22 protein-coding genes are annotated in these 20,987 nt (G+C 62.1%); 10 read left to right on the forward strand and 12 right to left on the reverse strand.

Going from position 1 to position 20,987, the window contains the following annotated elements:
- Positions 1-43: 43 nt before the first annotated feature.
- The 6 genes from flgF to flgB all read right to left on the reverse strand — a co-directional run bounded on the left by flgF (position 44) and on the right by flgB (position 4,207).
- Positions 44-784, reverse strand: coding sequence for a flagellar basal-body rod protein FlgF (gene flgF, locus C2H86_RS04040; RefSeq protein WP_085677753.1), 741 nt, complete (start codon positions 782-784; stop codon positions 44-46).
- 192 nt (positions 785-976) lie between these two features.
- Positions 977-1,162, reverse strand: coding sequence for a hypothetical protein (locus tag C2H86_RS04045; protein WP_159411533.1), 186 nt, complete (start codon positions 1,160-1,162; stop codon positions 977-979).
- Positions 1,163-1,234: 72 nt separating this feature from the next.
- Positions 1,235-2,593 (reverse strand): flagellar hook protein FlgE, encoded by a 1,359-nt coding sequence (flgE, locus tag C2H86_RS04050; RefSeq protein WP_159411534.1) that lies wholly within the window; start codon positions 2,591-2,593, stop codon positions 1,235-1,237.
- A 27-nt stretch (positions 2,594-2,620) separates the two neighbouring features.
- Positions 2,621-3,337, reverse strand: a complete 717-nt coding sequence (gene flgD / locus C2H86_RS04055; RefSeq protein WP_159411535.1) for a flagellar hook assembly protein FlgD — start codon at positions 3,335-3,337, stop codon at positions 2,621-2,623.
- A 15-nt stretch (positions 3,338-3,352) separates the two neighbouring features.
- Positions 3,353-3,796 (reverse strand): flagellar basal body rod protein FlgC, encoded by a 444-nt coding sequence (flgC, locus tag C2H86_RS04060; RefSeq protein WP_027921143.1) that lies wholly within the window; start codon positions 3,794-3,796, stop codon positions 3,353-3,355.
- Positions 3,797-3,799: 3 nt separating this feature from the next.
- Positions 3,800-4,207, reverse strand: a complete 408-nt coding sequence (flgB, locus tag C2H86_RS04065) for a flagellar basal body rod protein FlgB (RefSeq protein ID WP_103446465.1) — start codon at positions 4,205-4,207, stop codon at positions 3,800-3,802.
- A 313-nt stretch (positions 4,208-4,520) separates the two neighbouring features.
- On the opposite strand from flgB, the gene C2H86_RS04070 reads away from it, so the two are divergent.
- On the forward strand, positions 4,521-5,864 hold the full coding sequence (locus tag C2H86_RS04070) for a DUF6861 domain-containing protein (RefSeq protein ID WP_159411536.1): 1,344 nt from the start codon (positions 4,521-4,523) through the stop codon (positions 5,862-5,864).
- Between the two features lie 15 nt (positions 5,865-5,879).
- Entirely contained in the window at positions 5,880-6,503 is a 624-nt protein-coding gene (locus tag C2H86_RS04075; protein ID WP_159411537.1) for a GAD-like domain-containing protein, read from the forward strand.
- A 91-nt stretch (positions 6,504-6,594) separates the two neighbouring features.
- Here the strand turns inward: C2H86_RS04075 and cheR are convergent, their stop codons facing one another.
- Positions 6,595-7,422, reverse strand: a complete 828-nt coding sequence (gene cheR, locus C2H86_RS04080; protein WP_159411538.1) for a protein-glutamate O-methyltransferase CheR — start codon at positions 7,420-7,422, stop codon at positions 6,595-6,597.
- A gap of 51 nt (positions 7,423-7,473) precedes the next feature.
- Positions 7,474-8,403, reverse strand: a complete 930-nt coding sequence (locus C2H86_RS04085) for a chemotaxis protein CheV (protein ID WP_103446463.1) — start codon at positions 8,401-8,403, stop codon at positions 7,474-7,476.
- A 78-nt stretch (positions 8,404-8,481) separates the two neighbouring features.
- Here C2H86_RS04085 and flgA point away from each other — a divergent pair, with 78 nt between their 5' ends.
- From flgA to C2H86_RS04105, 4 genes are all read left to right on the forward strand, one after another.
- The gene (gene flgA / locus C2H86_RS04090) at positions 8,482-9,234 is read left to right on the forward strand and encodes a flagellar basal body P-ring formation chaperone FlgA (RefSeq protein WP_159411539.1); all 753 of its coding nucleotides are present in this window, start codon (positions 8,482-8,484) and stop codon (positions 9,232-9,234) included.
- Between the two features lie 151 nt (positions 9,235-9,385).
- Positions 9,386-9,700 carry a flagellar biosynthesis anti-sigma factor FlgM gene (gene flgM / locus C2H86_RS04095; RefSeq protein ID WP_159411540.1) on the forward strand — a complete coding sequence of 105 codons (315 nt, stop codon included), beginning with the start codon at positions 9,386-9,388 and terminating at the stop codon, positions 9,698-9,700.
- Between the two features lie 50 nt (positions 9,701-9,750).
- Positions 9,751-10,218 carry a flagella synthesis protein FlgN gene (locus C2H86_RS04100; protein ID WP_159411541.1) on the forward strand — a complete coding sequence of 156 codons (468 nt, stop codon included), beginning with the start codon at positions 9,751-9,753 and terminating at the stop codon, positions 10,216-10,218.
- Positions 10,219-10,298: 80 nt separating this feature from the next.
- The gene (locus C2H86_RS04105) at positions 10,299-11,042 is read left to right on the forward strand and encodes a flagellar brake protein (RefSeq protein WP_159411542.1); all 744 of its coding nucleotides are present in this window, start codon (positions 10,299-10,301) and stop codon (positions 11,040-11,042) included.
- Positions 11,043-11,192: 150 nt separating this feature from the next.
- Here C2H86_RS04105 and C2H86_RS04110 read toward each other — a convergent pair whose 3' ends face one another.
- The 3 genes from C2H86_RS04110 to bkdR form a co-directional block, all read right to left on the reverse strand.
- The gene (locus tag C2H86_RS04110; RefSeq protein WP_103446459.1) at positions 11,193-12,536 is read right to left on the reverse strand and encodes an MFS transporter; all 1,344 of its coding nucleotides are present in this window, start codon (positions 12,534-12,536) and stop codon (positions 11,193-11,195) included.
- Between the two features lie 130 nt (positions 12,537-12,666).
- Entirely contained in the window at positions 12,667-13,908 is a 1,242-nt protein-coding gene (locus C2H86_RS04115) for a glutamine synthetase family protein (protein ID WP_163986001.1), read from the reverse strand.
- Between the two features lie 233 nt (positions 13,909-14,141).
- Positions 14,142-14,627, reverse strand: a complete 486-nt coding sequence (bkdR, locus tag C2H86_RS04120) for a Bkd operon transcriptional regulator BkdR (RefSeq protein WP_012315571.1) — start codon at positions 14,625-14,627, stop codon at positions 14,142-14,144.
- A gap of 197 nt (positions 14,628-14,824) precedes the next feature.
- Between bkdR and C2H86_RS04125 the strand changes: the two genes are divergently transcribed.
- The 4 genes from C2H86_RS04125 to lpdA are packed head-to-tail and all read left to right on the forward strand — an operon-like array spanning position 14,825 to position 19,787.
- A complete protein-coding gene (locus C2H86_RS04125) occupies positions 14,825-16,057 on the forward strand; it encodes a 3-methyl-2-oxobutanoate dehydrogenase (2-methylpropanoyl-transferring) subunit alpha (RefSeq protein ID WP_159411544.1) in 1,233 nt (410 codons plus the stop codon).
- Position 16,058: 1 nt separating this feature from the next.
- On the forward strand, positions 16,059-17,117 hold the full coding sequence (locus tag C2H86_RS04130) for an alpha-ketoacid dehydrogenase subunit beta (protein WP_159411545.1): 1,059 nt from the start codon (positions 16,059-16,061) through the stop codon (positions 17,115-17,117).
- Positions 17,118-18,392 carry a dihydrolipoamide acetyltransferase family protein gene (locus tag C2H86_RS04135; RefSeq protein ID WP_159411546.1) on the forward strand — a complete coding sequence of 425 codons (1,275 nt, stop codon included), beginning with the start codon at positions 17,118-17,120 and terminating at the stop codon, positions 18,390-18,392.
- Positions 18,393-18,407: 15 nt separating this feature from the next.
- Positions 18,408-19,787, forward strand: a complete 1,380-nt coding sequence (gene lpdA, locus C2H86_RS04140; RefSeq protein WP_159411547.1) for a dihydrolipoyl dehydrogenase — start codon at positions 18,408-18,410, stop codon at positions 19,785-19,787.
- Between the two features lie 73 nt (positions 19,788-19,860).
- On the opposite strand, the gene C2H86_RS04145 is transcribed toward lpdA, so the two are convergent.
- Positions 19,861-20,859: a sensor domain-containing diguanylate cyclase gene (locus C2H86_RS04145; protein ID WP_159411548.1), complete on the reverse strand. Its 999-nt coding sequence runs from the start codon at positions 20,857-20,859 to the stop codon at positions 19,861-19,863.
- Positions 20,860-20,987: the final 128 nt, after the last annotated feature.

The following is a 20,987-nucleotide window of genomic DNA, read 5'->3' on the forward strand; positions in this document are numbered from 1 at the left end:
ATTCTCCTCGTGCGCCTGTTTTACGGCACCCGTTCAAAGTTGGTTAGCCGATTTGCAAAACACGCGCCATGGCTTCATCGCCTTCCTTGGCCGCGTTCATCATTTTCACGTGCAGCTCGAACTGGCGGGATAGCGCCAGCACCGAGGTCATTTCTTCCACGGCGTTGACGTTGCTGCCTTCAAGGAAGCCCGACACCACCCGCACATTGACGTCGGCGGCAGCCGGTTGGCCGTTCTGGGTGTGGATCAGCCCGTCCAGGCCCTTGGTCATGCTCTTGATGTCCGGGTTGACCAGCTTGATGCGGTCGACCTCGGCCATCACCCGCGGGTCTTCGCCCATCGAGCGGATGCTGATGGTGCCGTCGGCACCGACTTCGACTTTCTGCTCTGGCGGAATGGCAATCGGGCCACCGTTGCCGATCACCGGCATGCCATTGCCGGCGCGCAGCACGCCGAGGGCGTCGATGTTAAGGCTACCGGTGCGTACGTAGGCTTCGCTGCCATCCGGCGCCTGCACGGCGATGAAACCCTGCCCGCTCACAGCCACATCCAGGTCACGCCCGGTCTCGACCATCGGCCCTTCGCTGAAGTCGGTGGCCGGGCGTTCGGTCATGGCAAACGCCCGTGACGGAAAGCTGTCACCAAACACCGGCATCGAGCGCGCCTGTTCCAGGTCGCGCTGGAAGCCGTTGGTGGAAACGTTCGCCAGGTTGTTGGCGTGGGCCTTTTGCGCCAGCGCGTTCTGGCTGGCGCCGGTCATGGCCACGTAAAGCATCTTGTCCACAGTCATCCTCCGCTGCACTGACGATCGTTTGCCGCTCGCCGTTGCTGTGCAGGCTCTAAAGCAAGTTCCGAACCAACTTTTCGAATTCGTGAAAAAGCCCGTGAATACGGGCTTTTTCGGGGTTTTGTCATTGGGCTGCCGCCGGTTATCCGGCGCCAGGTTGCCGGTGGCGGCAAACCTGTACCGACCTCATCAAGGTTCGCGGCAACCGCCATTGCTGAAGGGGCCGGCGAATTTCTTCCAGCCCTCCCCCGGCGGCCATTGCGAGCACACCAAGCGGCCATCCACCTGGCTTTCCCAGCGCCACCAGGGCGCGGTGCCGGCCTGGGCCTGGTACAGGCAGAAAGCGGCGATCAACGTCACAACCAGCCTTTTCATGATCCCTCCTGCAAATACGACTGACCCCTTTACAGGAAAGGGGTCAGTCCACGCATGCTCAGCCAGCGACCATCAGGTCATCTGGATGATGGTCTGCATGATGGTGCTTTCGGTGGAGATGGTCTTGGCGTTCGCCTGGTAGTTACTCTGCGCCTTGATCAGCTCGACCAGCTCTTGCGTCAGGTTGACGTTCGAGCCTTCCAGTGCGTTGGACTCGACACTGCCCAGGGTACCGGTCTTCGGCGTATCGATACCCGGAATGCCCGAGGAGTAGGTCTCGGTCCAGCGGGTGCCACCGATCTGCTGCAGGCCTTGATCGTTGGCGAAGCTGGCCAGGGCTACCTGGCCAATGGCACGCGACTGCTGGTTGCTGAAGCTGGCGAACATCACGCCGGTGGAGTCGATGCTCAGGCTCGACAGGATGCCGGTGGCATAACCGTCCTGGGACTGCGACATGCGCGCGGTTTCGGTGTTGTACGAGGTGGTGCTGTTCATCGACAGCTTCATGCCGTCGGTATTCTCCGCCGAACCGTTGGAGGCCCAGTTGCCCGCAGCGTCCTTGGCGGCCGGGACCCAGCCCTTGAGGGTGAAGGTATTGTTGGTCACCGCCCATTCGGCGTTGGCCGGCGCACCTGGCGGAATGCTGGCCGGGTCGGTGGCCATGGACGCCACGCTACCGTCGGTATTGAAGGTCATGGTCGCTTCCAGCGGCGCCGTGGAAGTCGGGTCCATCGGGTTGCGACCATCTATCAGGGTGTACATCGTCCACTGGTTGGTGTCGGTCTTGCGGTAGAACTGCTCCATGGTGTGCTCGTTACCCTGACTGTCGTAGACCTTGGTCGGGAACGACTTGGTGTACGAAGTATCGTCAGTCGGGTCGAACACGATGTCACCGGCAACCGGCGGCGTCGACGGCAGCGGGATCGACGTGGCCGAGGAGTTCAGGTTGATGCCCTGGTCGATCAGGCTGGTGGCCTTTGGCTGCAGGGCCGAGGTGTCGATCTTCAGGTCGGTCAGCACACCTTTCTTGATGTTGCCGCTGCTGTCGGCAGCATAGCCCTGCAGGCGCAGGCCGTCGGAGGTGACGACATAGTTGTCCTTGCTGGTCTGGAAGGCACCGGCACGGGTGTAGACCATCGAGCCGTTGTCGGACAGCACGAAGTAACCTTGACCCTGGATACCCATGTCCAGCACGTTGCCGGTGTTGTTCACGTCACCCTGGGTGAACTGCTGGGAGACTGCGGCCAGGCGCACACCGTTGCCGACCTGGTTCTTGCCCACGCCCAGGCGGTTGGCGCCAGCGTAGACGTCGGCGAACTCGGCACGCGACGACTTGAAACCGGTGGTGTTGACGTTGGCAATGTTGTTGCCGGTAACGTCCAGCTGCTTGTTGGCTGCGTACAGACCGCTAAGGCCGATATTGAAAGACATGCTGTTGCTCCTTGTGCCGTTCTGGCCTTAGATACCGATGGTTTGTACGTCGGACAGGGAAACCTTGCCGACCCCGGCGAGGTTGAGCACCATCTCGCCCGTGGAGTTGAAGCTGACACTGGTGACCTTGGCCGGCAGCAGGGTGTTCATCTGCACCGCCTTGCCATCCACGGTGGTGCTGGCAGTGAAGGTATAGGTGCCCGGGTCGACCTTAGCGCCGCTCGAGTTGGTGCCATCCCAGATGAAGTCGGCGTAGCCGGCTTTCTGCTCGCCCACCTCGATGGTCTTGACGGTGTTGCCGTCCTTGTCCTTGACGGTAATCTTCGCCCCGTCGATGGCCTGCGGCACGACGAACTGACCATTGAAGCTGTCGGCGGTATCGACCACGGCCTTGTCGTTCTGCACGATCACCGAGCGGCCGACCAGCGACGACGCCTGCAGTGCCTGGGACGAGGCCATTGCACTGGTGATGTTGGTGACCGACTCGTTCAGCGAGGTGATGCCCTCAAGGCTGCTGAACTGCGCCAACTGGGCCACGAACTCGCCGTTGTCCTGCGGGTCGAGCGGGTTCTGGTGCTGCATCTGGGTAACCAGCAGCTGCAGGAAGGCATCTTTGCCCAGCGAGCTGTTGCCGGTCTGGGACGCGGTATCGGTGGTGGTCTTTTTGGTGGTGCCAGTGCTGACACCGGACGCCGCGAGGACGTCGTTGAGATTGACACCGGTGGTGGAGGTATCGATGGCCATGGTCCGGCTTCCTTATCACTGACCCAGGGTCAGCACTTTCTGCATCATGTTCTTGGCGGTGTTCATCAGCTCGGCGTTGGTCTGGAACGCCCGGCTGGCGGAGATCATGTCAGCCATCTCCTCGACCACGTTGACGTTCGGGTAGTAGACGTAGCCGTCCTTGTTCGCCGCCGGGTGATTCGGCTCGTAGCGCGCCTCCAGATTGCTCTGGTCTTCGACGATGCCCTTGACCTGCACGCCCTGCCCCGCCTCGCCCTGGTCCTCGAACAGCGACTGGCTGACGCCGCTCTGCGCGTTCTGGAAGGTGGTGGCGAACACTGGGTGGCGCGCACGATAGGTCTGGTCGATGCTCGACGACACGGTCTCGGCGTTGGCGATGTTCGAGGCAACAGTGTTGAGGCGGGTGTTCTGCGCGCTCATGCCGCTGCCGGCAATGTTGAAAACACTGGAAAGGGACATGAATTACTCTCCGCGCAGGGCCGAAACCAGCCCTTTGAATTTACTGTTGAGCAAGGTGAAGCTGGCCTGGAAGCCGATGGCGTTTTCCGTGTAGTTCGATTGCTCGATCTGGGCGTCCACGGTGTTCTGGTCGATCGACGGCTGGGTCGGCACGCGGTATTGCAGCGAGTCGTCTGCCATCGCCAGGCCTTCGGCCTCGATGTGGCGGCTGTTGGTGCGGTCCATGGCGAAGCGGCCGCTTTGCTGCTTCTGGCTCTCGGCGGCGAGCACCGAAGAGAAGTCCATGTCACGCGCCTTGTAGTTGGGCGTGTCGGCGTTGGCGATGTTGTTGGCCAGCACTTCGGCGCGCTGGGCGCGGAAGCCCAGTGCCTTTTCGTGAATGCCAAGCGCCTTGTCGAAACTGATGCTCATGTCGGGAAAACCTTCGAAGGTTGGCCGGAATTTCGTTGAGCAAGGTATAGCAAGGGCTGTGCCAGAAACCTGAAAGCCCGGAATTACGGGGCTGTGGCGCGGATGGTTGATGGCGCGATGCCAGAAAAGCGGCAAAGTGCTTCCGCCTGGCGAAGCGAAAGCGGCAATTGCCGGGCGGCAAAAGCGGCAACACAAAAAATTGACGGCGCCTGCCGCAATGAACTTTGGGAAGCACCCTACGTTCTTCTCAGAAATTTCCTACTCGCGTTTGTGATGAGATTTTCCCTGCACATAGATGTCAGGGAGACACCTCATGTTTCTTCATCATTTCGCACCGTCATGGCACGAAATCGAGTCACGCATCACTGACCGAATGGGCTATCAAGGAGGCGCCCATTTTCGCACTTACTACAACGAAGCTGTACCCTCACTGGCACTCACCTTGCGCCGGGTGCGGGCGGTCGAGTCCGCCTTCAATCAGGCCGAATGGCAAGCCGCGCATATATTGCGCCAACGTTTTGCCGACCTGGAAATCGCCAGCATCATCGACGAGCTGCTGATCGTCGTCAGGCAGATGGCAATGATTGTCGTTGGCAGCACCCTCACCGGCGGCGCCATAGGTGCAGGAATTGGCGCCTTTGGTGCAGGAGCCGGGGCGATTCCATTTGCCGGTGCCGGCGCGGCCATGGGCCTCAAGGTCAGCGGCTGGATCCTTGGCGTTCTGGGCCTGTCGTCCATTGCCGAGTTTTTCATCGATGGCTTGCCGCGTATCGGCGAGTACTACATTGATGGCATCCGCAGCGCCTGGGAGGGGACGCGTGGCGAGGAGGGTTTGACTGCATTCAGCCAGGACGACCCGAGTGCGATCTCGCGGGCCGCTCACTCCATAGCCCTTGGCCATGTAGAAGTCGTGGTGCTGTTGTTGGGGGCAATTGTCTCGTACCTGACGCGCGGGCGCGGTGATGCGCGCGTGCTGGCCCAGGAAATGGCGGCCAGCAGTAAGGGCGCACGACTTGGGCAGTGGATGCTCAAACATGAGGAGGGGTTGAAGAAGCGGCCGGATTTGCAGGTGGCGGAGCGGCGCAAAGGCGCTGTGGGCGGGCGGGAACCAGAGACACCGAACACCCAAAAAAATGACAACGGGCCGCCGAAAAGCCGACCGGGGTTCATGGCACTGCATCACGTTGAATGCTTTAAAACAGGCAAGTTGCCGGAGTATAAAATAGGGGAATTCAAGCGCCAGCTGAATGGCCAGGAAGACGGGCTCAACTGGATGACGGTTGAGGAGTTTTTGGAGAACGTTTCGAGCCCGAGCAAGAGAAACTCTGGAGTAGCGAAAAGAGCAAGAGAACGCTATCAAGGCTCCGTCCAACAAAGCATTGAGAATGAGCTACAAAAAACCATGGATGCATTTGAGGCGCAGCAGGTCGCAATCGAAAAAACCTTGAATCGAATGTCGGTTTTAGCAGCACTACACAACCCGGATTTAATCGTGGGAGGCAAGGACGCGATCTCTGACTTCGGAGACCGTAAAGTTAATTCGACAATCGGGCCTCAGTGGAAATCAAAAATACCCAAGTTGAAAAAAGCTGCCGAAACAGTCCCACCAGAGCTCCGAGGAACCACTCGAATGAACGTCAAACTTCACAAATGCTGAAACGAGAAAATTAACATGGATAAGATTTTTGCAGCATTTATCGAAAAATTCGGCCCACCTATTGATCGTATAGAGGTACCACCCTCCACGATAGAACGGTACAAAGACAAACTCCCTGCAAAACTTTTGGAGTATTGGTCCGAACACGGCTGGGGGGGTTACGGCGACGGAATTTTCTGGCTGGTTAACCCACAAGAATATGAGGCAGTGGTCTCATCTTGGATCGATGGCACCCAGCTAGCGGAACACGACAAATATCACCTGATTGCACGCAGCGCGTTTGGTGATTTGTATCTATGGGGGGAAAATAGCGGCTTTTCACTGGAAATCACAAGCGTTAGCTCCAACTACATTTTCTATAAAACCGACTTTTCAAAAGAACAGTTAAATAATCACCTTCAAGGCTTTATCCTCTCAAGAAAAGTTGAATCGAACGACTTCAACGACTTGTTTAAACCCGCCCTAAGCACTCTCGGCCCGCTCAAACATGATGAAATGTATGGCTTTTTCCCTGCGCTTGCGCTTGGCGGATCCGACTCTCTCAAATTCTTGAAAAAAATCAGTGCAGTTGAGCATTTGATTTTCCTTGCTCAACTCACTGATCTAGAGCCCTATTTTTTCTCGGAAGTACCGACTTGAGCATGTTGTTCAGCACATCAAGAGCCGCCCGCGCGGCGGCTCGGTTTGACGGGAACTACAGAACCACCGGCATGCACCAGGCGCTCCGTTCTTACTTGGCCTGGTAGATGATCCCCGGGCTGCACTGGACCATCTGGTAGTGGTCCGGTAACCCGTTCAGCGCCTCCGAGGCACCGAGGAACAGGTAGCCCCCAGGCTTCAGGGTGCTGTGGATACGCAACAGGATGTCCTTCTTCACCTGCGCCGAGAAGTAGATCAGCACATTGCGGCAGAACACGATGTCGAACTTGCCCAGGCTCGCATAGCTGTCGAGCAGGTTGAACGAGCGGAACTCGACACGGCTGCGAATGGCCGGCTTGACCGCCCAGCGCCCCGGCGCCTTGGTGTCGAAGTAACGCTGCAGGCGCTCCTGGGACAGGCCACGGGCAATCGCCAGGCTGTCGTACTCACCGGTCTTGCAGTTGTTCAGCATCGAGCCGGACAGGTCGGTGGCAACGATCTGCGCACCCATCTTCAACTGGCCCAGGTTGCTGCGTTCGAACTCGTCGATGGCCATCGAGATCGAGTACGGCTCCTGGCCCGACGAACAGGCCGCCGACCACATGCGCAGGCGCTGCCCGGGGTTGTTCCTGATGAACTCGGGAATGACCTTGTTCTTCAGCACTTCGAACGGGTAGGTATCGCGAAACCACAGGGTCTCGTTGGTGGTCATCGCATCTACCACCTGTTCGCGCAAACCGCCCCGCGGCTGGGTCTGGATGCGCTGCACCAGCTCGCCCAGGCTCTTGATGCCCTGCTGTTCCATCAGCTTGTTGAGACGGCTGGAAACCAGGTACTGCTTATTCTCCCCCAGCAGGATGCCACAGGCTTTTTCCAGGAAGACCCTGAACTGTTCGAACTCCAAATTACCCGTAGACACTACTGCCGCCTCTTTTCAATCACTGGTGCCGGGAGCATGCCCCCGGCTGCTTCAATGCGCTGCCTTGATCCGGTCGACCACGCGCTGGGCCAGGTCGTCCGGTTTGAACTTGGCCAGGAAATCATCAGCCCCGACCTTCTTGACCATCGCCTGGTTGAACACTCCGGACAACGAAGTATGCAGGCAGATGTGCAATTTTTGCATACGCGGGTCGCTGCGGATCTCTGCGGTAAGCGTATAGCCGTCCATTTCCGGCATTTCAATGTCGGAGATCATCATCAGAAACTCTTCTTCCGGCTTCTTGCCCTCGTCGACCAACTTGCGCAGGTAGTCCAGGGCCTGCCGGCCATCGTTGAGCGCCACCACGTCCACACCTACTGTCTGCAGGCAGCGGCTGACCTGCTTGCGCGCCACCGACGAATCGTCGACGGTCAGCACCCGCAGCAGCGTGGCCTTGTCCTGCACCTCGGCATCGACCACGCCGGCAGACACCGACTCGGACGACGGCGCCACTTCGGCCAGCACCTTCTCCACGTCGATGATCTCGACCATGCGGTTGTCGACACGAGTGACGGCGGTCAGGTAGTGGTCGCGCCCCGTGCCCTTGGGTGGCGGATGGATCTCTTCCCAGTTCATGTTGACAATGCGCTCGACCGAGTGCACCAGAAAGCCCTGGGTCTTGGTGTTGTACTCGGTGATGATCACGAAGCTGTTGCGCGTTTCTTCCTGCAACCCCGGCAGGCCCGTCGCCATCGACAGGTCGAGGATCGGGATGGTCGCCCCGCGAATGTTGGCCACGCCTCGCACCACCGGGTGCGACTTGGGCAGCACGGTCAGCTCCGGGCACTGCAGCACTTCGCGAACCTTGAACACATTGATGCCGTAAAGCTGCGCCCCGTTGAGACGGAACAGCAGCAATTCCAGGCGATTCTGCCCAACCAGCTGCGTGCGCTGGTTGACTGAATCCATTACCCCCGCCATGCCTGACTCCTTATGCGATCTGCCATTTTGGTGCTACGTGGTCACCAATTCGGCACGGGCTTTGCTTTTTTGAGCGCCATGTACACGAAAACGACAAATTTCCGACGACTGACGCACCTGCTGAGCGGCACGCTCGCCGTGCTGTGCCTGCTGGCACCCGGCGTTCGCACGCTGGCGGACGCGGTTACCTTGCCTGAACAGCTTATCGGTGTCACCCAAGGGTTTCTTGAATTCAGTGTCGAGGACTACCTGGCCACCACCCAGACTCCCGGGCGCTACGAAATCCAGGTCAACCCGCTCGACCCGCGCCTGCGCATGCCGCTGTGCAGCCAGCAGCTGGACGCCTCGCTGGAAAGCCCGGCGCAGCCGCTGGGACGGGTCACCGTACGGGTACGCTGTGACGGTAGCGCGCCGTGGACCCTCTTCGTGCCGGCGACGGTGAAGCTGTTCCGCGACGTGGTGGTGGTGACCCGCCCGCTCAAGCGCGACAACGTCGTTGGCGAAAATGACGTAGCCCTGCGCGAGCGCGACGTCGGTACGCTGACTCAGGGCTTCCTCACCGACCTCGATCAGGCGGTGGGCATGAAGATGGTGCGATCGACGGTGCTCGACCAGGTGCTCACGGCACAGCACCTGGAGCAAGCCGAGGTGGTGCGCAAGGGCGACCATGTGGTGATCACCGCACGCAGCGGCCCCTTGAGCGTGCGCATGCCGGGCGAAGCCTTGGCCAAGGGCGGCCAGGGCGAGCAGATCCGCGTGCGCAACCTCAATTCGCAGCGGGTGGTCAAGGCCCGGGTCACCGGCCCCGGCCAGGTTGAGGTCGCCATGTAGATTGCGCTGGCGGTGTGCAACCGCTTTTCCTAAACTGTGCCAGAAACGGGTTCGCGAGCTTGCTGACAGGCGGCTAAGCATTTGTGCCTAAAGTTTCTTTCGGGTTGGCCGAAAACAAGGCAAGCGTCCAAATACCCAGAGGTTTCTGATCATGGTCATCGACTTCAGTCGTTTGAATAATTCTCCGTCCATCACAGGCGGCGTTCGTGGCAACGCCACGTCCGGCAACGCCGAGAAAACCGGCGAAACCCAAGACGCGCCTAAAAGCGCCAGCGCCAGCGGAGAAGCGGTACACCTCAGCCAAGAGGCCCAGCAGTTGCAAAAGGTCAGCGACAAGCTGCGCGACCAGCCCGTCGTCAACAGTGCCCGCGTGGCGCAGTTGAAACAGGCGATCGCAGACGGCAGCTACCAGGTCGATGCCGGCCGTGTCGCCAGCAAACTGCTCGATTTCGAAGCCCAGCGCTGACCGTTCGTCGCGCTGACTTCACGGACGCTATGTAAAGCCAAGAGTTAGCCATGCACGACATCACTTTGCTGCAACTGATCGAAGACGACATCGCCCCGACCCAGGAACTGCTCGACCTGCTCCAGCAGGAGTCGGTAGCCCTGCACGGCCGCGACATGGCGCCGCTGGAGGGCATCCTGGCCCGCAAGCAGTCGCTGATCGTCCTGCTCGAGCAGCAAGGCATGCGCCGCAACAACCTGCTTACCGGCCTCGGCCTCAGCGCCAACCGCGCCGGGGTGCAGGCATTGGCGGCTCAGTCGGACAACGGCGAGCTGATCCTGCAGCAGCTCGATGTGCTGACCCAGCTGATGGATGCCTGCCAGAAGGTCAACGAGACCAATGGCCGGATCATCCAGGTGCAGCAACACGTCACGGCCAACCAGATCAGAATCCTTCAGGGTGGCGAAGCACCGTCGCTCTACGACAGCCGTGGCGCCACATCACCACTTGCCAAGCCCCGGGCGCTCAGCCAAGTGTGATTACTTCTATCAAGGCACGGAACATACTGGCAAAATGCCGTTACTTGCGTGTGTCGTTTTTGCCTGGAGATTGAAAACCCGTGTTCAATGAAGCCGATGCCCCGCAACCGCCGAAGGTGCTGAACACGCCCTTGGAGATCGCGGCCAACCTGCGCCAGCTACAAGAGAGCCATGATCCGCTGATCATTACCTTCCATGAGCGCAGCCAGCGGTTCCAGAGCTACGTGGTACACGTGGACCGTGACAGCAATACCCTGGCGCTGGACGAAATGATCCCGCGCGATGGCGAAAAATTCATCGAGAACGGCGAACCGTTCCGCGTCGAAGGCTTCCACGACGGCGTGCGCATCGCCTGGGAATGCAATCACGAGCTGAAAATCAGCGAAGTCGACGGCCACCGCTGCTACCGTGGCGCGATGCCGGAAGAAATGACCTACCACCAGCGTCGCAACGCTTTTCGCGCCGCGCTGAAGCTGTCGCAGCTGGTCGACATCATCCTCGACGGCGCCCACCTCAAAGGCAACGGCGCCCTGCGCGGCAAGCTGCTGGACATCTCTGCCACCGGCTGCAAGCTGCGCTTCGAGGGGAATGTCGAGGACCGCCTGCAACTGGGCCAGGTGTACGAGCGCTTCAAGGCAAGCAACCCCCTGGGCCTGGTGGACACCATGGTCGAGCTGCGCCACCTGCATTATGAAGAGCGGATCAACACCACCTTCGCTGGCGTGCGCTTCCATAACCTCAATGGCCAGGCACAACGCAAGATCGAAAGCTTTGTGTACCAGCTGCAGCGTGAGGCGCGGCGGTTCGACAAAGACGACTACTGAGTTGCCTGCCGATACGAGAACGCCACCCATTGGGTGGCGTTTTTGATTGTGCTCCTCCTGCCCCGGCCTCTTCGCGGGACAAGCCCGCTCCTACAGAGTCCGCGATACCCTGTAGGAGCGGGCTTGTCCCGCGAAGAGGCCGGGGCAGGCTTACACCGATTTACTGACCTCATCCTCAGGCCGAGCCTCGGCAACCGGCTCAGCCTTCTGATCATCCTCGGTATCCTCAGCCGCCACCGGCGCCTGCATCACCTCCTGCACGGTCTGCTCATCCACCCGCGGGTCAAGTGCCGCCGACAGTGGCGAACCGGCCGCCGGCATGGCCACGTGGCCCAGCGGAGCATCCTGCACCTGGTGCAGCCCGGTAACCGCTTTCGGCCGGATGCGCCACACCAGTACCAGGGCAAAGAACGCGAAGAAGGCATACAGCATCTGCGCCCCCAGCACCTTCATCAGCACCCCTGCCGCCAGTGGCCCGATACAGGCACCCACGCCATAGGTGACCAGCAGCATGGCGGTCAGTGACACCCGTCGCTCGCTCTCGACGTGGTCATTGGAAAACGCCACTGCCAGCGGGTAAAGGCAGAACTGCAGCAGCGAAATCACGAAGCCGATGCCGAACAGCACCTCCAGCGGGACGCTCGGCAGGAACGCCAGCGGCGCCGAAGCCAGTGCCAGGCCCACCGCAACGCTACGGATCAGCACCGCCCGGTCATAACGGTCGGACAACCAGCCCAACGGCCACTGCACCAGCAGCCCGGCAAAGATGCAGCAACCCATGAACAGACCGATCTGCTCGGTCGTCATGCCCTGGCTGGAGGCGTACAGCGGCGCCAGGCCGTAGAACGAACCGACGATCAAACCTGAACCCAGCACCGTGCTGAGCGACTGCGGCACCCGCTTGATGAAGAATTTCGGCTCCATTGGCGCCGGGCGCAGGGGCGCCGGGTGGATGCGCCGGGTCATCGCCACTGGCACCAGGCACAGGGCAAAGCACATGGCCACCAGCATCAGCAGTTCCGGGCCCAGCTGCGGGTGCACCACCAGGATCAGCTGGCCAAGCACCAGGCCAAGGTAGGACGCGATCATGTAGCCACTGAACACCGCACCGCGGTGCTTGGCCTCGGCCTGCTCGTTGAGCCAGCTCTCGATGACCATGTACTGGCACATCATGCCCAGGCCGACGATCATCCGCAGCCCGACCCACACCGGCAGCCAACTGGTCATGCCATGCCCGAGCACCGCCGCGCAGACGATACCGGCACAGGTGGCATAGGCGCGAATGTGCCCAACCCGGCCGATCAGCCGGTGGCCGACCTTGCCGCCCACGGCCAGGCCGAAATAGTTGGCTGCCATCAATGCACCGACCCACAGGCTGTCGACATGATCGGCCGCCAGGCGCAGCGCCAGGTAGGTACTGAGCAGGCCTGAGCCGATCAACATCATCAAGGCGGCGAAATACAACGACTGAAAGGGCTTCCAGATGTTCCGCATACGTCCCGTCGAACTCCCAGGTCAGGTGGCGTTGGCTTGCTCGCAAGCATAAAAGCAAAATGGCCGCGGCGCAGTCCCCTGCCAGACAAATAGCCGGACAGGGGCGCGTCCAGTAGCGGTTGTGTCGCGATCAGGCCTGTGCGGCCAGCACGCGGCGTTCCCAAGGGGTGATCTCGTTGAAGAAGTCCGTCAGTTCCAGGGTCTTGCTGGCCAAGTAGCCATCGATGAACTCGCTGCCGAACAGCTCCCGCGCCAGGGTGCTGCGCTTGAGGCGTTCGAGGGCCGCATGCAAGGTGCACGGCAGGCTCAGGTGTTCCGGCACCTCGAACTCGCCCTGGATCGCCGCGGTTGGCTGCATGCGCTGCTCGATGCCGTGCAGGCCAGCGGCCAGGCTGGCAGCGATGGCCAGGTAGGGGTTGGCGTCGGCACCCGGCAGGCGGTTCTCGACCCGCCGCGCCACCGGGGCGCTGGCCGGAATGCGCAGACCGGCAGCGCGGTTGTCCTCGGACCAACAGGCATTGTTCGGCGAGGCGTAGGGGTGGCACAGCCGCTGGTAGGAGTTGACGTTGGGCGCGAACAGCGCGGTGAAGTCGGCCATGCACGCCTGCTGGCCGCCGATGAAGTGGTAGAAGGTGTCGGTCGGCTGCCCTTGTTCATCGCTGAACACGTTGCGTCCGCTGGCGATCTCCACCACGCTCTGGTGAATGTGCATGGAGCTGCCCGGGGTGTGCGCCAACGGCTTGGCCATGCATACCACGCTCAGGCCATGCTTGAGTGCCACTTCCTTGAGCAGGTGCTTGAACAGGAAGGTCTGGTCGGCCAGCAGCAGCGGATCGCCGTGCAACAGATTGATCTCGAACTGGCTCACGCCCATTTCGTGCATGAAGGTGTCGCGCGGCAGGCCCAGGGCCGCCATGCACTGGTAGACCTCCTGGAAGAACGGGCGAAGGCCATTGTTGGAACTGACGCTGAACGCCGAATGGCCAAGCTCGCGGCGGCCATCCTTGCCAACGGGTGGCAGGAAGGGTTGCTGTGGGTCGGTGTTGGGGGCAAAGACGAAGAACTCCAGCTCGGTCGCCACCACCGGTGCCAGCCCAAGGGCGGCGTAGCGGGCAATCACCGCCTTGAGCTGCCCCCGGGTGGACAACCCGGAAGGCCTGCCATCGAGCTCGTTAGCGTCACAGATGGCCAGCGCCAGGCCCTCCTCGCTCCACGGCAGGCGGTGGATCTGCGCAGGCTCCGCCACCAGCGCCAGGTCGCCGTCGTCACTGCCGTAGAAACGCGCCGGCGGGTAGCCGCCCATGATGCATTGCAGCAGCACTCCCCGGGCCATCTGCAGGCGACGGCCTTCGAGAAAGCCTTCGGCGGTCATCACCTTGCCGCGAGGAACGCCGTTGAGGTCGGGGGTGACGCATTCGATCTGGTCGATGCCCTTGAAGAGCTCGGCAGGCGAGCGGTGGGCGGCGGTGGTCATGACGCTTGTCCTTGTTGTTATAGGCTGACAACAACATAGGCTTGGGGTGTTTAAAATATCAAGCACCCTCTGTGTTGCCTGTTCAGGCCTCTTCGCGGGCTCGCCCGCGAAGAGGCCAGTAAAGGTGAAAGTTATTCCCGCAAGGTCATGCCATTGGAAGGCAACGGCAAGGCAGTCTTGTATCTCACCTGCTTGAGGGCAAAGCTCGAGCGGATGTTTGCCACCCCCGGCAACCGTGTCAGGTAATCGAGAAACCGCTCCAGCGCCTGAATGCTCGGCAACAGCACCCGCAGCAGGTAGTCCGGGTCGCCGGTCATCAGGTAGCACTCCATCACCTCTGGCCGCTCGGCGATCTCTTCCTCGAAGCGGTGCAACGCCTGCTCGACCTGCTTTTCCAGGCTGACATGGATGAACACGTTCACGTCCAGCCCCAGCACCTCTGGCGACAGCAAGGTCACCTGCTGGCGGATGACCCCCAACTCTTCCATGGCCTTGACCCGGTTGAAACAGGGCGTCGGCGACAGGTTCACCGACCGCGCCAGTTCGGCATTGGTGATGCGGGCGTTGTCCTGGAGGCTGTTGAGAATGCCGATATCGGTACGATCGAGTTTGCGCATGAGACAAATTCACCGGTTTTTTATGTTTATGCGGAATGTTTATCTCCCCTGCCGGACAAAGGCAATCAACTTGAGAGAAAAATTCTCCTGCCCTCCCACTAAGATGTAGATGACGCTGACCTACCAGTCACAAGCCGGTACTCAGCGGCGGCCGCTTCAGAGCTCACAAAAACAACATCCGAGCGAGCGTAAAAAGCATGAACGAGTACGCCCCCCTGCGTTTGCATGTGCCCGAGCCCACCGGCCGGCCAGGCTGCCAGACCGATTTCTCCTACCTGCGCCTGAACGACGCAGGGCAAGTCCGTAAACCCCCGATCGATGTCGACGCTGCCGACACCGCCGACCTGTCCAAAAGCCTGGTCCGCGTGCTCGACGAGCAAGGCAACGCCCAAGGTCCATGGGCCGAGGACATCGACCCGCAGGTCCTGCGCCAAGGCATGCGCGCGATGCTCAAGACGCGCATCTTCGACAGCCGCATGGTGGTTGCCCAGCGCCAGAAGAAGATGTCCTTCTACATGCAGAGCCTGGGCGAGGAAGCCATCGGCAGCGCCCAGGCGCTGGCGCTCAACCGCACCGATATGTGCTTCCCCACCTATCGCCAGCAGAGCATCCTCATGGCCCGCGACGTGTCGCTGGTGGAGATGATCTGCCAGCTGCTGTCCAACGAGCGCGACCCGCTCAAGGGCCGCCAGTTGCCAATCATGTATTCGGTGCGCGAAGCCGGTTTCTTCACCATCAGCGGCAACCTGGCGACCCAGTTCGTGCAGGCGGTCGGCTGGGCCATGGCCTCGGCTATCAAGGGCGATACCAAGATCGCCTCGGCCTGGATCGGCGACGGCGCCACCGCCGAGTCGGACTTCCACACCGCCCTCACCTTCGCCCACGTCTACCGCGCCCCGGTGATCCTCAATGTGGTCAACAACCAGTGGGCGATCTCCACCTTCCAGGCCATCGCCGGTGGCGAGCAGACTACCTTCGCCGGCCGCGGCGTGGGTTGCGGCATCGCCTCGCTGCGGGTCGACGGCAATGACTTCGTCGCCGTCTACGCCGCCTCGCGCTGGGCTGCCGAACGTGCCCGCCGCGGCCTTGGCCCCTCGCTGATCGAGTGGGTCACCTACCGCGCCGGCCCGCACTCGACCTCGGATGACCCGTCCAAATACCGCCCCGCCGATGACTGGAGCCACTTCCCGCTGGGCGACCCGATCGCCCGCCTGAAACAGCACCTGATCAAGATCGGCCACTGGTCCGAGGAAGAACACCAGGCCACCACCGCCGAGTTCGAAGCCGCGGTCATCGCCGCACAGAAGGAAGCCGAACAGTACGGCACCCTGGCCAACGGCCACATCCCGAGCGCGGCCTCGATGTTCGAGGACGTGTACAAGGAAATGCCCGACCACCTGCGCCGTCAGCGCCAGGAACTGGGGGTCTGAGATGAACGATCACAACAACAGCATCAACCCGGAAACCGCCATGGCCACCAGCACACTGACCATGATCCAGGCCCTGCGCTCGGCCATGGATGTCATGCTCGAGCGCGACGACAATGTGGTGATCTACGGCCAGGACGTCGGTTACTTCGGCGGCGTCTTCCGTTGCACCGAGGGCCTGCAGACCAAGTACGGCAAGTCGCGGGTGTTCGACGCGCCGATCTCGGAAAGCGGCATCGTCGGCACTGCCGTGGGCATGGGTGCCTACGGCCTGCGCCCGGTGGTGGAAATCCAGTTCGCCGACTATTTCTACCCGGCGTCCGACCAGATCGTCTCGGAAATGGCCCGCCTGCGCTACCGCTCGGCCGGCGAGTTCATTTCCCCGCTGACCCTGCGCATGCCCTGCGGCGGCGGCATCTACGGTGGCCAGACCCACAGCCAGAGCCCGGAGGCGATGTTCACCCAGGTCTGCGGCCTGCGCACGGTGATGCCGTCCAACCCGTATGACGCCAAAGGCCTGCTGATCGCCTCGATCGAATGCGACGACCCGGTGATCTTCCTCGAGCCCAAGCGCCTGTACAACGGCCCGTTCGACGGCCACCACGACCGCCCTGTCACCCCCTGGTCGAAGCACCCGCAAAGCGCCGTGCCAGATGGCTACTACACCGTGCCGCTGGACAAGGCCGCCATCACCCGCCCGGGTAACGATGTCACCGTGCTGACCTACGGCACCACGGTCTACGTGGCCCAGGTGGCCGCCGAGGAAAGCGGTGTCGACGCCGAAGTCATCGACCTGCGCAGCCTCTGGCCACTGGACCTGGAGACCATCGTCGAGTCGGTGAAGAAGACCGGCCGCTGCGTGGTCGTGCACGAAGCTACCCGCACCTGCGGCTTCGGCGCCGAACTGGTGTCGCTGGTGCAGGAGCATTGCTTCCATCACCTCGAGGCACCGATCGAGCGCGTCACCGGCTGGGACACCCCCTACCCCCACGCACAGGAATGGGCTTACTTCCCAGGCCCTTCGCGGGTAGGCGCGGCATTGAAACGGGTCATGGAGGTCTGAATGGGCACGCACGTCATCAAGATGCCGGACATTGGCGAAGGCATCGCGCAGGTCGAGTTGGTGGAATGGTTCGTCAAGGTCGGCGACGTGATCGCCGAGGACCAGGTGGTAGCCGATGTCATGACCGACAAGGCCACCGTGGAAATCCCGTCGCCGGTCAGCGGCAAGGTGCTGGCCCTGGGCGGCCAGCCCGGTGAAGTGATGGCGGTCGGCAGCGAGCTGATCCGCATCGAAGTGGAAGGCAGCGGCAACCATGTGGATGTGCCACAGGCGAAACCTGTGGAAGCCCACAGCGCGCCTGTTGCACCTGTCGCACCCAAGCCAGAAGCCAAAGCGCCGCAGCCGGCCGCCTTGCAGGCACCCGAGCATCACGTCGAAGCCGCGATCGTGCCGCGCCAGCCGGGCGACAAGCCGCTGGCCTCGCCGGCGGTGCGCAAGCGCGCCCTGGATGCCGGCATCGAGCTGCGCTACGTGCATGGCAGCGGCCCGGCCGGGCGCATCCTGCACGAAGACCTCGACGCCTTCATGAGCAAGCCGCACAGCGCTGCCGGCCAGGCGCCGAGTGGCTATGCCAAGCGCACCGACAGCGAGCAGGTGCAGGTGATCGGCCTGCGTCGCAAGATCGCCCAGCGCATGCAAGACGCCAAGCGCCGTGTCGCGCACTTCAGCTACGTGGAAGAGATCGACGTCACCGCCGTGGAGGCCCTGCGCCAGCAGCTCAATGCCAAGCACGGCAACACGCGTGGCAAGCTGACCCTGCTGCCATTCCTGGTCCGCGCTTTGGTCGTGGCCTTGCGCGACTTCCCGCAGATCAACGCCACCTACGACGACGAAGCCCAGGTCATCACCCGCCACGGCGCGGTGCATGTGGGCATCGCCACCCAGGGTGACAACGGCCTGATGGTGCCGGTACTGCGCCATGCCGAAGCCGCCAGCCTGTGGACCAATGCCGGCGAGATCGCGCGCCTGGCCAATGCCGCACGGACCAACAAGGCCAGCCGTGAAGAACTGAGCGGCTCGACCATCACCCTGACCAGCCTCGGCGCCCTCGGCGGCATCGTCAGCACCCCGGTGGTCAACACCCCGGAAGTGGCGATCGTCGGCGTCAACCGCATCGTCGAGCGCCCGGTGGTGATCGACGGCCAGATCGTCGTGCGCAAGATGATGAACCTGTCCAGCTCGTTCGACCACCGGGTGGTCGATGGCATGGATGCCGCGCAGTTCATCCAGGCCGTGCGCGGCCTGCTCGAACAACCTGCCTGCCTTTTTTTGTAGAGAGCTGGAGTGAGCATGTCACAGAAAATCGACACCACCCTGCTGATCATCGGTGGCGGCCCCGGCGGCTACGTGGCCGCCATCCGCGCCGGGCAACTGGGCATCCCCACCGTGCTGGTCGAAGGCCAGGCCCTGGGCGGCACCTGCCTGAACATCGGCTGCATCCCGTCCAAGGCGCTGATCCATGTGGCCGAGCAGTTCCACCAGACCGCACGCTTTGCCGGGCAGTCGCCACTGGGCATCAGCGTCGATAGTCCACGCCTGGACATCGACCAGAGCGTGGCCTGGAAGGACGGCATCGTCGACCGCCTGACCACCGGCGTGGCCGCCTTGCTGAAAAAGCATGGGGTCAAGGTAATTCACGGCTGGGCGAAGATCCTCGACGGCAAGCAGGTCGAGGTCGACGGCCAGCGCATCCGCTGCGAGCACCTGCTGCTGGCCACCGGCTCGCACAGCGTCGAACTGCCGATGCTGCCGCTCGGCGGGCCGATCATTTCCTCCACCGAAGCCTTGGCGCCCAAGGCCCTGCCCAAGCACCTGGTGGTGGTGGGCGGCGGTTACATCGGCCTGGAACTGGGCATTGCCTATCGCAAGCTGGGTGCGCAGGTCAGCGTGGTGGAAGCACGCGATCGCATTCTGCCCACCTACGACAGCGAACTGACCGCGCCCGTGGCCGAATCGCTGAAGAAACTGGGCATCGCCCTGCACCTTGGCCACAGCGTCGAAGGCTACGAGAACGGCTGCCTGCTGGCCAGCGATGGCCAGGGCGGGCAATTGCGCCTGGAAGCCGACCGGGTGCTGGTGGCCGTGGGCCGCCGGCCACGGACCAAAGGCTTCAATCTGGAATGCCTGGACCTGAAGCTGAACGGCGCCGCCATCGCCATCGACGAACGCTGCCAGACCAGCATGCGCAACGTCTGGGCCATCGGTGACGTGGCCGGCGAACCGATGCTCGCACACCGCGCCATGGCGCAGGGCGAGATGGTTGCCGAAATCATTGCCGGCAAGGCCCGGCGTTTCGAACCTGCAGCGATTGCCGCGGTATGTTTCACCGACCCGGAGGTCGTGGTGGCGGGCAAGACGCCGGAGCAAGCCAGCCAGCAAGGGTTGGACTGCATCGTCGCGCAGTTCCCGTTCGCCGCCAACGGGCGGGCCATGAGCCTGGAATCGAAAGGCGGTTTCGTGCGCGTGGTGGCGCGGCGTGACAACCACCTGATCGTGGGCTGGCAGGCGGTTGGCGTGGCGGTATCGGAACTGTCCACGGCGTTTGCCCAGTCGCTGGAGATGGGCGCCCGGCTGGAAGATGTGGCCGGCACCATCCATGCTCACCCGACGCTGGGTGAAGCGGTACAGGAAGCGGCACTGCGCGCGCTGGGCCACGCGCTGCATATCTGACACTGAAGCGGCCCAGGCCGATTTGGCCCGCTGCGCCCCTGGCGCCGCGGGTCTTTTTTCATCCGCTATCGGCTCACTCGGAAATCGTGTTCTTGCGCGCCTCCTTGGCCCGGTACAAGGCCTTGTCAGCCCGGGCCAACAGCTCTTCCTGGCCTTCCCCTTCCTGCCATTGCACCACGCCATAACTCAGGGTCAGCCGGCACTCACCCACCGGTTCAAGCCGCTCCATCACCCGGCGCAACTGCCCTGCCAGGCCGAGCGCCTCGCCCAGCGTGGTCTGCGGCAGCACCATGACGAACTCGTCGCCGCCCCAGCGCGCCAGCAGGTCAAGTTCACGCAGGCTGGTGCTCAGGTTTTCGACCACCCGGATCAACGCCGCATCGCCACGGGCGTGGCCATAGCGGTCATTGATCGGCTTGAAATCATCCAGGTCCATGGCAACCAGCGCCAGCGGCTGGCGGAAGCGCTTGGCTCGTTCGCACTCCTGCTGCAAGGTCTTCTCCAGCCGGTAGCGATTGGCTATCCGCGTCAGCGCGTCGCGCTCGGCCAGGATGCGGTTCTCGTCGAGCTGGCGTTGCAGCTGCTGGTTGACCCACGACAACTCGCGGGTGCGCTCGGCCACCTGGGCTTCCAGTGAATGGTTCTTCTGCTCCAGCTGAGCCACCAGGCGCTTGCCCGCATCGATATTGCGGTGCGCGCCGAGCATGCGCGCCACCGAGCCATCCTCGTTGCGGCCGATGATATGGCCGCTGTCCTCGACCCACAGGTAACTGCCATCGTGGCAGCGGCAGCGGTACTCGATGAGATAGCGCTCGTTGCGCTGGTTGATATAGGCCTCGAAGTGCGCCATCACCCGGGGGTAGTCCTCGGGGTGGATCACGCTTTCCCAGGTCAGTACGGTGTTGGCCATGGAATGGCTTTCGTAGCCGAGCATGGCGTACCAGCCGGGGTTGCGATAGACGTAGCCGGTATTGGCATTCCAGTCCCAGATGCCATCGCTGATCAACGCGAACAGCGTGGCCAACTGCTGTTCACTGAAACCGGCAGGTGCCGGCATTGATTCCTGACTCATGGACGCTCTCCCTGGTGTCCAGCAACTGCGCCCCGATGAAGTGGCTGCCGACAGTGCTTGTGTTTGCCGCAGGCGGCAACGTGCTTCCTCTGACAGGCAAGCATATGCCTGGCGGGCAACGACCGGAA

The organism is Pseudomonas putida (genome assembly GCF_009883635.2).
Classification (GTDB): Bacteria; Pseudomonadota; Gammaproteobacteria; order Pseudomonadales; family Pseudomonadaceae; genus Aquipseudomonas; species Aquipseudomonas putida_W.

What these genes read in the sequence shown, in the direction of transcription:
- C2H86_RS04075 (WP_159411537.1), top strand. Translation starts at nt 5,880, where the DNA reads ATGGATAAGATTTTTGCAGCATTTATCGAAAAATTCGGCCCACCTATT.
- flgA (WP_159411539.1), top strand. Translation starts at nt 8,482, where the DNA reads ATGTACACGAAAACGACAAATTTCCGACGACTGACGCACCTGCTGAGC.
- C2H86_RS04070 (WP_159411536.1), top strand. Translation starts at nt 4,521, where the DNA reads ATGTTTCTTCATCATTTCGCACCGTCATGGCACGAAATCGAGTCACGC.
- C2H86_RS04045 (WP_159411533.1), bottom strand. Translation starts at nt 1,162, where the DNA reads ATGAAAAGGCTGGTTGTGACGTTGATCGCCGCTTTCTGCCTGTACCAG.
- C2H86_RS04130 (WP_159411545.1), top strand. Translation starts at nt 16,059, where the DNA reads ATGAACGATCACAACAACAGCATCAACCCGGAAACCGCCATGGCCACC.
- flgM (WP_159411540.1), top strand. Translation starts at nt 9,386, where the DNA reads ATGGTCATCGACTTCAGTCGTTTGAATAATTCTCCGTCCATCACAGGC.
- flgB (WP_103446465.1), bottom strand. Translation starts at nt 4,207, where the DNA reads ATGAGCATCAGTTTCGACAAGGCGCTTGGCATTCACGAAAAGGCACTG.
- flgD (WP_159411535.1), bottom strand. Translation starts at nt 3,337, where the DNA reads ATGGCCATCGATACCTCCACCACCGGTGTCAATCTCAACGACGTCCTC.
- C2H86_RS04125 (WP_159411544.1), top strand. Translation starts at nt 14,825, where the DNA reads ATGAACGAGTACGCCCCCCTGCGTTTGCATGTGCCCGAGCCCACCGGC.
- C2H86_RS04085 (WP_103446463.1), bottom strand. Translation starts at nt 8,403, where the DNA reads ATGGCGGGGGTAATGGATTCAGTCAACCAGCGCACGCAGCTGGTTGGG.
- lpdA (WP_159411547.1), top strand. Translation starts at nt 18,408, where the DNA reads ATGTCACAGAAAATCGACACCACCCTGCTGATCATCGGTGGCGGCCCC.
- flgC (WP_027921143.1), bottom strand. Translation starts at nt 3,796, where the DNA reads ATGTCCCTTTCCAGTGTTTTCAACATTGCCGGCAGCGGCATGAGCGCG.
- C2H86_RS04145 (WP_159411548.1), bottom strand. Translation starts at nt 20,859, where the DNA reads ATGAGTCAGGAATCAATGCCGGCACCTGCCGGTTTCAGTGAACAGCAG.
- bkdR (WP_012315571.1), bottom strand. Translation starts at nt 14,627, where the DNA reads ATGCGCAAACTCGATCGTACCGATATCGGCATTCTCAACAGCCTCCAG.
- C2H86_RS04115 (WP_163986001.1), bottom strand. Translation starts at nt 13,908, where the DNA reads ATGACCGCCGAAGGCTTTCTCGAAGGCCGTCGCCTGCAGATGGCCCGG.
- flgE (WP_159411534.1), bottom strand. Translation starts at nt 2,593, where the DNA reads ATGTCTTTCAATATCGGCCTTAGCGGTCTGTACGCAGCCAACAAGCAG.
- C2H86_RS04100 (WP_159411541.1), top strand. Translation starts at nt 9,751, where the DNA reads ATGCACGACATCACTTTGCTGCAACTGATCGAAGACGACATCGCCCCG.
- C2H86_RS04135 (WP_159411546.1), top strand. Translation starts at nt 17,118, where the DNA reads ATGGGCACGCACGTCATCAAGATGCCGGACATTGGCGAAGGCATCGCG.
- C2H86_RS04110 (WP_103446459.1), bottom strand. Translation starts at nt 12,536, where the DNA reads ATGCGGAACATCTGGAAGCCCTTTCAGTCGTTGTATTTCGCCGCCTTG.